The sequence below is a fragment of the Streptococcus sp. 1001283B150225_161107_H12 genome (genome assembly GCF_015552665.1).
Lineage (GTDB): Bacteria > Bacillota > Bacilli > Lactobacillales > Streptococcaceae > Streptococcus.
This window is the reverse complement of sequence record NZ_JADNFC010000001.1, coordinates 479,656-492,859: the sequence shown is the minus strand read 5'-3', so window position 1 is coordinate 492,859 and position 13,204 is coordinate 479,656. Positions and strand designations below refer to the sequence as shown.

Annotated in this window: 12 protein-coding genes and 1 riboswitch; of the genes, 1 reads left to right on the top strand and 11 read right to left on the bottom strand. The window is 42.9% G+C overall.

The window, feature by feature from the left end:
- Positions 1 to 93: 93 nt before the first annotated feature.
- From pulA to I2C87_RS02205, 4 genes are all read right to left on the bottom strand, one after another.
- Positions 94 to 2,391 carry a type I pullulanase gene (gene pulA, locus I2C87_RS02220; RefSeq protein ID WP_195323817.1) on the bottom strand — a complete coding sequence of 766 codons (2,298 nt, stop codon included), beginning with the start codon at positions 2,389 to 2,391 and terminating at the stop codon, positions 94 to 96.
- Between the two features lie 76 nt (positions 2,392 to 2,467).
- Positions 2,468 to 3,436 (bottom strand): diacylglycerol kinase family lipid kinase, encoded by a 969-nt coding sequence (locus I2C87_RS02215; protein ID WP_195323816.1) that lies wholly within the window; start codon positions 3,434 to 3,436, stop codon positions 2,468 to 2,470.
- 8 nt (positions 3,437 to 3,444) lie between these two features.
- Entirely contained in the window at positions 3,445 to 5,403 is a 1,959-nt protein-coding gene (gene ligA / locus I2C87_RS02210; protein ID WP_195323815.1) for an NAD-dependent DNA ligase LigA, read from the bottom strand.
- Positions 5,404 to 5,693: 290 nt separating this feature from the next.
- Positions 5,694 to 6,203: a QueT transporter family protein gene (locus I2C87_RS02205; protein ID WP_048716949.1), complete on the bottom strand. Its 510-nt coding sequence runs from the start codon at positions 6,201 to 6,203 to the stop codon at positions 5,694 to 5,696.
- Positions 6,201 to 6,337: riboswitch (PreQ1 riboswitch) on the bottom strand. (Overlaps the previous gene by 3 nt.)
- A 28-nt stretch (positions 6,338 to 6,365) precedes the next feature.
- On the opposite strand from I2C87_RS02205, the gene I2C87_RS02200 reads away from it, so the two are divergent.
- Positions 6,366 to 6,803: a GtrA family protein gene (locus I2C87_RS02200; RefSeq protein ID WP_129269423.1), complete on the top strand. Its 438-nt coding sequence runs from the start codon at positions 6,366 to 6,368 to the stop codon at positions 6,801 to 6,803.
- Between the two features lie 56 nt (positions 6,804 to 6,859).
- Here I2C87_RS02200 and I2C87_RS02195 read toward each other — a convergent pair whose 3' ends face one another.
- The 7 genes from I2C87_RS02195 to I2C87_RS02165 all read right to left on the bottom strand — a co-directional run bounded on the left by I2C87_RS02195 (position 6,860) and on the right by I2C87_RS02165 (position 13,177).
- Positions 6,860 to 7,567: a B3/4 domain-containing protein gene (locus I2C87_RS02195; protein ID WP_195323814.1), complete on the bottom strand. Its 708-nt coding sequence runs from the start codon at positions 7,565 to 7,567 to the stop codon at positions 6,860 to 6,862.
- Entirely contained in the window at positions 7,564 to 8,028 is a 465-nt protein-coding gene (locus I2C87_RS02190; RefSeq protein ID WP_195323813.1) for a MarR family winged helix-turn-helix transcriptional regulator, read from the bottom strand. The genes I2C87_RS02195 and I2C87_RS02190 overlap by 4 nt, the downstream gene beginning before the upstream one ends.
- Positions 8,029 to 8,144: 116 nt before the next feature.
- On the bottom strand, positions 8,145 to 9,113 hold the full coding sequence (locus tag I2C87_RS02185) for a YihY/virulence factor BrkB family protein (protein ID WP_195323812.1): 969 nt from the start codon (positions 9,111 to 9,113) through the stop codon (positions 8,145 to 8,147).
- A gap of 88 nt (positions 9,114 to 9,201) precedes the next feature.
- Complete coding sequence (locus I2C87_RS02180; protein ID WP_006596064.1) at positions 9,202 to 10,062, bottom strand: methionyl aminopeptidase; 861 nt, start codon at positions 10,060 to 10,062, stop codon at positions 9,202 to 9,204.
- Between the two features lie 18 nt (positions 10,063 to 10,080).
- The gene (gene spxR, locus I2C87_RS02175) at positions 10,081 to 11,358 is read right to left on the bottom strand and encodes a CBS-HotDog domain-containing transcription factor SpxR (protein ID WP_156676530.1); all 1,278 of its coding nucleotides are present in this window, start codon (positions 11,356 to 11,358) and stop codon (positions 10,081 to 10,083) included.
- Complete coding sequence (locus I2C87_RS02170; RefSeq protein WP_156676531.1) at positions 11,351 to 11,902, bottom strand: GNAT family N-acetyltransferase; 552 nt, start codon at positions 11,900 to 11,902, stop codon at positions 11,351 to 11,353. The genes spxR and I2C87_RS02170 overlap by 8 nt, the downstream gene beginning before the upstream one ends.
- A gap of 12 nt (positions 11,903 to 11,914) precedes the next feature.
- Positions 11,915 to 13,177, bottom strand: a complete 1,263-nt coding sequence (locus tag I2C87_RS02165; protein WP_156676532.1) for a UDP-N-acetylglucosamine 1-carboxyvinyltransferase — start codon at positions 13,175 to 13,177, stop codon at positions 11,915 to 11,917.
- Positions 13,178 to 13,204 lie beyond the last annotated feature (27 nt).

Here is a 13,204-nt window from a genome sequence, read left to right as displayed (position 1 = left end):
CTGACGTCCGGACTCACCTAAGGAAAGTTTTTAAGAGAGCATTATCTTCTATTTGAAATAAGATTGGGAAATCCCAATTTTATTTTTTTTTATTTATTTCTTCCATTCAAAGACAGATGCTGTTAAATTCTCTACATAGAATGGACGTTTGTTTCGACTATTTCCAACAAGGAGCTCAAGATGATTTGCGTTCTGGAGATAGAATGGTAGTCCACTGGTGTTAAAGATAACATAATAGTGTTTATCCCAGGTCAATTCAAAGACCACAACACCACTACCCATATCGGCAGTATGTACAAAAACATGTTGATAAATCTCCTCATAAGATTCGAGGGACAAGGCAGGTAGGGTCTTCTTCAAATGAATGATTTGACGCACATATTCGATTGTATCCTTGTTGACAGATACTAAATCCCAATCGACTTGGTTGACGGCATCTGGCGCATTATAGGAATTCATAGCCCGTTCTCGATCTTCATGTGTCACTTCACCATCTTCGCCCGTTGCAACTAGTTTGGTTCGTAGAAACTCTTGTCCAACCTGCATAAAGGCCATCCCTTGGAAGAGGAGATTCATGGCTGTCGCCATTTCTACCTGCTTCTTAATTTTTTCCTGAGAATCATTTGGGTGGACATAAGAAAGTAAATCGTAGAGGTTGTAGTTGTCATGGGCTTCAACATAGTTGAGGACCTGACTTGGAGTTAGGAAGGATCCCAACTCTGCACTTCCCAGAACGGAACGCGCAATGATGTCTTCTGTAGACTTCCGACTAACATAGCCACGTTTGATGGATCCGAAGACTTCAGCTCCCTTAATGGCATCTCGAGAGGTATCATTAAAGAAACCGACTTGGGCCATTTGATAAGCATTGTCCTTTTTGGCCTTATCTTCTGGAGCCAATCCTGTCCCCATATCCCAACCTTCTCCATAAAGGAGAATCCGTGGATCAATTGCGTCCATGGCTTCACGGATTTCATTCATAGTATCCACATCGTGAATCCCCATTAAGTCAAAGCGGAAACCGTCAATCTTATATTCTGTTACCCAATGAGTCAAGGAATCAATCATGAATTTGCGGTACATCTCATGCTCACTGGCCGTCTCATTCCCAACTCCTGTACCATTTTGGAAGGATCCATTTGGATTCATCCGGTAGTAATAATCAGGAACGGTTGTTTGGAAGGCTCCATCTTCTGTCGAATAGATATGATTATAGACCACATCCATGACGACCGAAATACCCGCTTCATGATAGGCGTGTATCATTTCTTTTAACTCGCGCATGGTAGTCTTAGGATCGTGAGGTTTGGTCGAGTAACTAGTCTCTGGAGCAGAGTAATTCTGCACATCGTAGCCCCAATTGTAGAGGACATTCCCGTCTTCATCATAGGTCTTATAGCGGTCGGTCACTGGTTGCAGTTGAACCACATTGACCCCTAATTCCTTGATATAGTCAAAGGCTGTGACATCGCCTTGGGCGTTCTTCGTCCCAGTCTGGTGAGCTCCTCGGTAGGTTCCTCGATAGGCTTCATCCACACCAGAAGTCGGAGAGATGGTCAAATCCCGGACGTGCATTTCATAGACAACCGCCTGACAAGGATTATCCAGACGCCAGTCAGCCTTTTCATAACCTTCTGACTGAAAGGCAGGGAAGATGCAATCCTGATGAGAAAGAATGGCAGATTTTTTACCATTTTCACTGGTAGCGATCGTATAAGGATCACGCGCAACCTCTGTATGGTAATCAAAATAAACCTTATACTGATAGGCTAGTCCACTGAGGTTTCCCATGACATCTGCATACCAGACACCACAGTTATTGCGAACATGGTCGCTAGATTCTCTCTGACCACGAACCATTGGGACAACCTTCCAGACCTTGCTGTCATTGGCGACAGAATCATAGATAAGAAGGTCTACTTTATTGGCAGTAGGTGCCCAAAGTTTAAAGCGGTAATCATCATCTTGCTGGCGATATCCCAACCAACCCTGATAGCCCCATTTGGCATCAAATTCCTGGTAATGAGTCGCCATATCAAAAGCGTGTGGCTTCCGACGGCTGTATTCATGACTGGTCATTGCAGCCTGTAAGGAATAATAAACGGTGTCATCTCCTTGAATCAACCAGACTTCCCGCACTTTCCCTTCTGGCAAAAGCTCAATATGGTATTCATCCGACTGACTAAGCCAGTTTCCTTCCTTGATGATGACATGGCCAATGTGTTGAGGTGTCTCACAGTTATAAACTAGGAGCCCCTCAACTCCAAAATAATCGAGCTTGGAGAAAGACACTTCCTCTCCCCATACTCCTTCATGCCACTTCCACATATCACGGGCGAAATAATCACCGACGGGATGATGGTAGTGGATTTTTACTTGATACTGATGCATCCTCTTGTATTTCCTATTTCCTAATTAACTAAGTAAGAAGAAACTGGCATTGCCCACTCTCAGCAATGTTTCTCCATTATTCTTCTAATTTATATTCTGAATGAACCAGAGCATCGTCATTAATTTCATCGATGTTGGCAAAAAATTCCAAGTGATTGTGGAAGACTTCCAGTTCTACTGGCGTATCGCCACCATATTCACCATCTAAATTGATTTTAAACTCTTCCTTGTTATCCAAAACTTCAATCTTCAATTTAGAAGTCTTGAGGTATTCAATATTTGAATCGTTGACGTGTTTTCCACCATTAACAGCTTGCATAATGAGGGACAACATATCAAATAATTTAGCGGTTTTCACTAAAATCAAGGTGAAATTCCCATCATCAAGTTTAGCATCTGGTGCCACACTTTCAAAGCCACCGATTGAATTGGTCAGAGCCACGAAGACAAGCGAAACTGGTCCAACATAGACCCCATTGTCGTGCTCAATCCGCACCTTGCGGGTTTTATTCTTAGGGAACTTCTTCACTGCCTCCGCTACATAAGCAAAGTAGCCATAGCGCGACTTCACCTCACTCGGCACACTAAAGGTCAATTCAGACAAAGTCCCTGCAGCGGCAATATTGATAAAATATTTACTTCCGTAAGCACGGCCAATATCCATTTGAATGGTTTGATTCTTCTCAATGATCCGCGCAGCCGCTACTGGATCTCCCATCGGAATCTTCAGAGCACGTGCGTAATCATTGGTTGTACCAGTAGGTATAAAAGCCATTTTTGGACGATGTTCGAGGCTAGCAACCCCGTTGACCACCTCATTAATGGTCCCATCTCCCCCGGCAGCAACGATCAAATCAAAACCGGCTTTTGCAGCCCGCTCTGCTTCTAACTGGGCTGATAAGGGCTCAGGAGTGGTCTGATAGGCACTTGTTTCGTAGCCTACATCCTCTAACACATCCAAGACTTCTGCGATGTTCTTTTTAATGATTTCCTGACCAGAAGTCGGATTATATATCACTCGTGCTTTTTTAATCTTATTTTCCATACATGCCTCTATAAACTTTCAAGCCAGGCTTCATCCTGTATTTCAATCGATAATTCCTGCGCTTTGCTTAATTTACTTCCCGCATCGCTACCTGCAACTAATAGGTCTGTTTTCTTGGACACGGAGCCTGTGACTTTAGCCCCTAAGGCTTCTAATTTAGCCTTAGCTTCCGAACGTGTCAGACGTTCCAGTTTACCGGTTAAGACAACTGTTTTACCAGATAATGGTGCATCTTCCGCAACCTTTTGACCTAGGTAATCTAAGTTTACCCCAGCTTCCTTAAGCTCTTCTAAAAGAAGTTGAGAACCTTCTAGAGCAAAGTAACGCTTGAGACTTTCTGCAACTACCATTCCTAAACTGTCTATCGCCGCAATCTTTTCAACCTCTGCCTCAGCTAAGGCTGGAATGGAATGAAACTCCTGGAGCAAGAGCTGGCTAGCCTTACTTCCCACATGACGAATTCCCAGACCAAACAATAGTTTTTCAGCAGAATTTCTCTTCGATGTCTGGATCGCATCTACTAATTTTTGAGCAGATTTTTCTTTAAAGCCATCCAATTGTAAGAGATCATCCACGGTCAGGCGATAAATACCTGCTACATCTTGAACCAGTTCTTTGGCAAACAGTTTTTCAACCACTGCTGGCCCCAAGCCTGTAATGTTCATGGCATCACGGCTGGCAAAGTGAGCGAGTCCTTCTTTTATTTGAGCCGGACAGCGGGGGTTGATACAACGCAAGGCCACTTCATCTTCAAAATGAAGAAGCTCGCTCTGACAACTCGGACAATGGCTCGGAATCTCTAATCGCTCTTCTGATACTCGTTTATCCATGACAACACGCAAGACAGCTGGGATAATGTCCCCGGCCTTATAAACAATGACCGTATCATCCTTGCGAATATCTTTCTCAGCAATGTAATCTACATTATGGAGAGTAGCTCGACTAACCGTCGTCCCTGCTAACTGAACTGGCGTCAAATTAGCCGTTGGTGTCACCACTCCTGTCCGACCTACTGTCCAATCAACTGACAAGAGTTTTGCTTCTTTCTCCTCAGCTGGGAATTTGTAAGCCACTGCCCATTTGGGAGCCTTGACGGTAAAGCCAAGTTCTTCTTGAACAGCTAGATCATTTACTTTAATCACGACCCCGTCAATATCATATGGAAGTTGATCGCGCATGGCTGCAACTTCTTGAATATAAGCCCAGACTTGCTCGATACTGGTCGCTGTCTTGTGATGAGGATTGACGACAAAACCGAGGCCGTTTAATTTAGCCAATACCTTCTCTTGGGTCGCTTGGTCAGTAGGACTAGCTTCCTGGTAGAGGAAGGTCGCGAGCTTGCGCTCCGCAACAATCTTCGTATCCAACTGTCTCAGAGTACCGGCTGCAGCATTTCGAGGATTCGCAAACTCTGCCTCCCCATTTTCTTGGCGGGACAAATTTACGGCATCAAAAGACGCACGGGGCATATAACATTCTCCGCGAACGGTTAATGTAAGAGGTTCCGGTAAGACTAGAGGAATATCGCGAACTCGCTTGAGGTTCTCGGTGATATTTTCTCCAATGCTCCCATCCCCCCGTGTAGCACCCGTTTCAAGGACACCATCAACATAAGAAAGTGAAATAGATAGGCCATCAATTTTTAACTCACATACATAGGTGACAGATGGAAAATCCTTACGAACCCGTTGGTCAAAGGCCACCAATTCTTCATAGGAGAAGGCGTCCTGTAAGCTATAAAGCGGGTAAGTATGCTGGTATTTTTCAAATCCTTTGAGAATAGTTCCTCCGACCCGATGGGTTGGACTATTGGGTTGGACCAATTCTGGATGAGCTTCCTCTAAAGCAACCAATTCCCGATAAAGCTGGTCGTACTCATAATCCGATACGGAAGGAGCATCTTTTGTATAATATTCTTCTGCATATTTGTTTAGTAAGTTTACTAACTCTTTTATTCTGGTTTCCATATCTCTATTTTACCATAAAAACGCTTTACTGTGGCCTTTCTGACTACTTCACACGCGAAAAAATATCGTTTTTCAAAAGGAATCGGAATCGGTCTGGACATCAAAAAAGAGGCTGGGACAAAAGTCCTAGCCTCTCAATTGTCTTTGGATTATCGAGCAAGACGGAGTGGTTGAGTGGGCTCTACTACGCTGATTTCATCAGCTTTTACAGCCCTACTCAACTGTGCGGAGGTGGGACGACGAAATCGAATTCTAACGAATTACCGATTTCTGTCCCACTCTCTAGTGGATTATTGAGTTAAATCAATTCGTTGGGCAATCTTTTTAATCAAAATAGCTCCAACAATCAGGGAAGCAAATTCACCCAAACCAGTTGTCAACCAATTCAAGAAGAATGGTGTTTTGTTTAGAATATGCAATTCTAGGGCAATCGTGAACATAGAGAGGGCAAAGAAAATTGAGAATAAGAAATGATCCTTGCGAATCCATCCATTAAAGAGATCTGTCTTTTCATAGCGTTTAAAAAGATAGACTCCAAGTGTAACGAAGACCAAGGTAGATCCACCACCAACGATTACGTCGACAATTCCATAACTCAAGAAGTTAGAAATCATACACCCAATGGTCACAGACCAAATGTATTTCCGATTGTAGAAAGCCATGAAGTTGAGCATTTCAGAAACACGGAATTGGATCTCGTTGCTTCCGATGGCATTCAACGGGGGCGTAATGGTCAAGGCCACATAGAGAGCTGCAACTAGGGCAATCTGTGCCAAGTCACGAACAGTATAGTTTTTCATCGTTTTCTCCTTTAGCGGTTTTCCCGCGTCTAATATGCTTGGTGAAAGAAGCTAAGCACCAAGGGTTGAGTTTCGCTAATGAAGCTCATCTGAACGAGTTGCATTCAACAAATCAACTTTATAAGTATAGCACAAATAAGGGAATTATGATAGACTAATTGTATGAAAAAACTAGTCCATCGAATCTTTGATAATGAAATTTTAGCCTACCTGATTTTTGGTGTTGCTACAACGATTGTTTCTGTTGCTACTCGGCTGATTGTTTTCCAACTGACAGACCAGGAACAACTAGCTACCTTGATTGGAAATATTGCAGGAATTCTTTTTGCCTTTGCTACCAACGATACCATTGTCTTTAAACAAGAAAGAAAAGGCTGGTTGAAACGGTTAATTGTCTTCTCTTTTGCTAGAATGGGGACACTCGTGCTGGACCTCCTGATGACTACCATCTTTGTAACCCAGTATCCACAAATCATCGGTCAGTTCGTTAATATGAATCGGACGGCTATCAATACCATCGAAACCTTTGCCGCCCAATTTATGATAGTCATTTTGAACTATGTTTTCAGTAAACTTTTTGTCTTCCGAAATAAGAAGTAAGTTCCAAATAACCAAGAAAAACCGTCAGAACTCTTATGGTCTCTGACGGTATTTTTTTATACTTCTAGACTAGCTGCTTGGGCGCTCAAATAAGCAATCTTTCCTTCCACACCAAAATAGTCCTTGACCAAGACTTTTAATTCATCCATCGCTTCTTTGGCCCGTTCTGCTTGCTCTTCAGTCACTGCCTCCATCACAAGAATAGCCTGTCGAGTCTCTTCTGTCAGCATGGTCCTTTGGGCTTCCCGCCAGTTTAAACAACGGCAAACAGCTCCCTCTTGATCATAATAGATAATCTCTTCCGGCAAAGCTGGAGCGTCTTCCTCCGCTCCTAGCGGGAAGAATGGCTCTCCCCCCTTGGCTTTTCCTAAAGATAAGCCTCCAGCTATCTTTTCCATATCCTCACCACCACAGGGGATAGCATAGGCTAGCGAAACACTATTGTAGAGATCAACCAAAGGATTAATGGGATAAAAATCCCGTCCTAGCGACACACGTTTCAATAAGGCTTCGATTGACGAACGTGCACCTTTTTTGGTCTTAAATTTGGTAAAAGCCTGACGCCATTCCTGAACGACTGGACTAGCAGTGAACTGATCTTCATCAATATATTCTTTTGATCGTGCGACTCCCTTGTCGAGCAAATCCTTAAAATATGAATCCTTGCTCTCGTCAACATGGTTGTCAATACCTTCCACTGTCATCACCACTACTTGTGCTTGGGGAAACAAGTCCCAAAACTCTTGATCTACTGTAAATTTCATTTCTTTTCCTCACTATAGTTTCTTTTTTGACCTTTTTTCACTAACTCCCAATCCGTTGCTACGTTTTCTCTCATTTTAGCAAGCCATTCTTCTAATTGAAGGATTTCTGCCTTTGAAAAACCTTTTAAAGCAGTCTTTTCAGAATAAGCATGCTCAGCAAGGATAAAAGGATAAAGCGCTTGTCCCTTTTCCGTTAGAATCCATTTTTTTATCTTTTGATTGGAAGGATCAGTTAATTCTCGGATGAGACCTTTATCAGCTAATTTTTTAACAGAGCGGGCTACTGTTGAGCGATCCACTTTTAATAAATCGGATAACTCCTCTTGAATGATCCCTGGTTGCTCCCCAATCCGTACTAAATATAGGTATTGGCCTCTTGCTAAATCCAAATCTCGGAACTCAATATTGGCAATCGAATCTAAGGCTCGGGCTATGATGCCAATCTCTCTTAGAACTTTCATCTGCTCCTCCTTTCTTTATGATTGATTTTATCACATTTTTATTGCAAATGCAACAAAAATAACAACCACAAAAAAGCCGGATGAAAACCGGCTTGTTCCTATTTTATTCTTTAACATCATTCCTGATTTTTTCTCAATTTTTTAAGATGGAAACGACGCTTGACTGAAGCCTCTTTTTGGTGAAAAGCTACTTTAGATGACTTGTACTTGGCTACCACATCCCCGTCTTTTGTTTCAAATCTCGCTTCGATGGCATATTGGATACTAGCATTTAAGATACAGCCAATAATCAACACCTTAGCTACCAGGATAAACCAGAACATAATGACCGCTAAAAGGACTGAACCGAAGAAACGAGCATCTAAGAAATTAGTAATATAACGATCAACATACTTCCAGAAGATATTGAGGGTTACATAGAGAATCACAGTTACAAAGATGGCCCCAGGGAAGACATAGCGAAACTTAGGAATTTTGATATTGGGTAGGGTGTAATAGAGCAAGAGCAAGGTTAAAAAGAGCAGGAAGTAAACCGAAGGTCCTGAAATATTTAAGAGGCGAAGGTAGATACTTTCGTCAAACTTAAAAATCTCATAGACGGAACGAATAATCATCCGGCCAAACATGGTCAAAACCAGAGATAGACCGAACAGACCTTGCAGAGCAAAACTAATCAAAATACTGAAGATTCTCGCCCAGATAATCCCCCTCTCCTTCTCCACTCCATAACTTTTATTGAAGGCTCTCTGCAGGTAAGCGATACACTGTGAGGAGACCCATAAAGCCGAAATGATGGAGAAACTAAGCAAACCAGTAGACGGCTTAGTAAGCACTGATGAAATCACTTGCAAGACAATGCGGTACATGGAGGCAGGTAATACTTCACGCAAGGTCAGCAAAATCTGAGTCGGACGAATCTGAAAGTAAGGGAGAATATTGGCTGCAATCAACAATAAAGGGAGAATGGAAATCAATAAATAATAGGCCACTGCTATACTTGTGATGTCCGATTCAGAGGCCATATAAAAGCGCAAGAACCCCTTAATAAACGGTCGTTGGCCTAGCCATTTTAGAAACTTTTTCATATCTTTCCTCCCCTAAACAAAGTCATAAAAAGAGAAAAGAGCGAAACCGTTATTTATCTTCAGCTCCATTCTTTCCTCACTACTTGTTTTAATAGGTTCCTTCTTCGCCTTGACTGGTCAAAATAACCGGTCCATCTTTAGTAATAACAAATTGATGTTCGTACTGACAAGAAAGTCCACCGTCAAGGGTTTTGTGGGCCCAACCTGTCTTCATATCGGTATCGATTTCCCAAGTTCCGGTATTAATCATTGGTTCAATGGTGAGTACCATCCCTTCACGTAAGCGCAAGCCACGTCCTGCACGTCCGTAATGAGGCACCATTGGTTCTTCATGCATAGTTGGTCCTACACCGTGACCGACCAAATCGCGTACTACACCATAACCTTTGCTTTCAGCATATTCTTGAATGGCAGCTCCGATATCACCTAGACGATTTCCGACAACCGCTTGTTCAATCCCCCTATAGAGACATTCTTTGGTGACATCCATGAGATCTTTGACTTCTTGGGAAACATTCCCAACTGCATAGGCCCAGCAAGAATCAGCCAAACCACCAGAGTAGTTTTCTGTATACTTTTTCACCTGTGCAACATTATCAAAGTCCAACTTTGAGACATCAACAACAGACTTGTCTAAGGGCTCGGACAAGACCATATCCACCTTTAAGAGATCACCGTCTTTTAAGACATAGTGACGAGGAAAGGCGTGAGCCACTTCATCATTGATCCCACAACATGTCGCATAGGGATAGTCCATCAAGCTTCCTTCTACACCAATCTGAAGGGGCAAGACATTGGCTTCTTTACAGCGACGTCGAACATACTCTTCTACTTCCCACAGATCGAGACCTGGTTTGATCAAATCCCGAAGGCCAATATGGATACTAGCAAGAAAGTCTCCTGCTCGGTCCATAGCTTCGATTTCACGCTGTGATTTCAATGTAATCATCTATTTCCTACTTCCATTCTAATTAATTTTCAAAGTGACGGTGGCCTTCGTAACTAACTGTAAATTCAAATACAAATCAAAATCTATAATAGCCGATCGTCTAGTCTGTCGGACAATACGCGTTTCAATCCGCAAGGTATCGTCCACTTGAACAGCTTGGAGGTAATAGACCAAGAGCTGTTCGATAATTAAATTTTTTCCAGAATTCATCATGAGCTGGCGAGTGACTGTTGTTAGAACTTCAGTGAGAACGCCATTCGAGAGAATACCACTCTTTTCTAACATACTTGGTTCAACCGTCAATTCAAAATGATTGGCTTGAAGAACTACTTTTTGACTGATTTGTTCACTAAAGGTTGGCAAGCCTGACAATTGCTCCTTGCTCATCCGGTCCATGACCGCACGACGAGTAATAACCCCTAATAGGGTCTGATTGCTGCGAATAACAGGAATCATCTCAAAATCTTCTGCAATCATGCGTTGACTGACATTGGCGATACTAGAGGATAGGTTTGTCGTAAAGACGCTACGGGACATGACCTTGTCCAGAGTTGTCTGGGGCGTCTTGTCTCCGGCATCTCGCATGGTCACTACCCCAACAACCATCTGGTGTTGATTGACGACAGGAAAACGACTAAACCGGCTCTTTCTTACCAAATCTAAATAATCACGTACGGTATCTGTTTCCCGTAAAAAACCGTATTCATGCATGGGCGAATAGACTTGTTCGACCGTTAAAATATCTGTTTTTATTTGCATATTAGCGAGAGCACGATTGATCATGGTCGCCACGGTATAGGTATCATGCTTGGTACGTAAGATAGGAGTTTGACCACTGCGACCCAGTTCCAAAATAGAAGGATCGACGTCAAAGCCACCGGTTACAAGAACAGCATTGTCGTGTTGGAGGGCCAGACGCTGGATATTGGTCCGGTCTCCCACAATGAGGAGTCCACCTTCAGAGACATAATCTAAAATATGCTCTTCTGTCATGGCCCCGATATAAAACTTGTTGAACTCTCGTTCCAGCCCTTCTTTTCCTGCCAATACTTCCGAACCGGTAATTTCTACAATCTCTCGGAAAGTCAGATGTTCTAGGACTGCCTTTTTGGACTTGACACGAACCGTCCCACTACGAGGTCTCGTTTCAACAATTCCACGATTTTCAGCTTCTTTAATGGCCCGATAGGCGGTTCCATCACTCACCTGCAAATAGTTCGAGATACTTCTCACACTGACACGTTTGCCAATTGGTAGTTTCTCCAAATAATCTAAGATCGCTTGGTGTTTACTCATTGAGATCTCCTCTATCTATGCAGAACTCGTAATAATCCCGCATCTTTCGGGTATAGCGGTCACTCCCCTTGAATTGTCGTTTTAATGTATAACCGGCATGTAAGGCCACCTGTTGACTGGCTATATTTTCAACATGGGTAATGATTCGGACTTGTTTGAGATGAAATTCCTGAAAGGACAAGAAGGTAATCTCTTTGACAACCTCTGTCATGAGGCCTTGACCCCAATAGTCCTTGTGTAAGAAATAACCAAGTTCAGCTTCTTTCTTAATTTCATCCAATTTTTCAAACTTAATCGATCCAATCACACGGTCTGTTCCCTTGTCACAAATCGCCCATATTCCTAAAGGATTCTTTAAAAAATAATTGGCCAAGACATACTGGCATTCCTCTAGGGACGTTTGTGCTGGGAAAATAAAAGGCAAATTCTCTGGATTGGAGGATATGGTATAAAAGTCAGCGGCATCACTATATAGAAAGGGCCTCAAGAAGAGGCGCTCTGTTTCAAAACATGAAAATGCTGCTAGTTGCGTCCAAATGTTCATAAAAATCGTTCGTTATGCTTCATCAATCAGCTCGATGTCAGCTCCCAATTGTTGCAATTTTTCAATAATATGCGAATAGCCACGAAGGATAAACTCAATATTGGTAATTTCCGTTCTACCCTGAGCCATCAAACCGGCAATCACCAAGGCAGCCCCTGCACGCAGGTCTGTCGCCTTAACTGGAGCTCCTGTTAATTGGTTTGGTCCTTGGTAAACAATGCGATCACCAACTGTTTCAATGGTCGCTCCCATGCGCATCAATTCAGCCACATGGTTGACCCGCTTTTGATAAATGGTATCTACGATGCTTCCCTTTCCATTAGCGGTCAAGAGCAAAGGAGTCAAGGGTTGTTGCAAATCCGTTGCAAAGCCAGGGTAAGGAGAGGTTTTAATGTGAACAGCTTTCAGATTTTCTTGCTTTTCAACAAACACACTATCCTCAGAAATGGTCATCCGAACACCCATTTCTTCCAGCTTAGCGATAAAGCTTTCCAAGTGTTCATAAAGGACATTGTTGATTTGAATCCCTTCTCCAACAGCTGCAGCAAGGGCGATATAGGTCCCTGCTTCGATGCGATCGGGGATCACTTGGTGACGCGTACCGTGGAGAAAGTCTACTCCTTCAATGGTAATGATATCTGTACCCGCACCACGAATGTGTGCTCCCATATTATTGAGAAGGGTCACGACGTCAATGATTTCAGGTTCACGAGCAGCATTTTCAATAACGGTACGACCTTCTGCCTTAACAGCAGCCAGAATGGTATTAATAGTTGCTCCAACGCTAACCGTATCCATATAGATAGCTGCACCACGAAGACGCTTCCCATTTGTGGAAAGGTTCATACTCGAACCATCCATGGTCATCTTAGCACCCATCGCCTCAAAGGCTTTTAAATGCAGATCAATGGGGCGTGGACCTAAATCACATCCACCTGGTAGACCGACAGTTGCCTGGCCATAACGTCCCAATAGACTTCCGTAGAAATAGTAAGAAGCGCGAAGACTGTTGATCTTTCCAAATGGCATTGGCATATCTTGTACACCACGTGGATCGATAATAAGAGTCTCCCCATCTCGCTCCACCTTTGCCCCCATGAGGGTCATGATGTCAATCAAGCTAGCCACATCTGAAATATCTGGAACACCATCAAGGGTCACAATTTCGTCTGCTAAAATAGTTGCTGGAATGAGGGCCACCACACTATTTTTTGCACCACTAATGGTCACCTCACCTTTTAAAGGGCGACCACCATTAATTATAATTTTTTTCATGTAAATTTGTATAAGCTCTTTCAATCA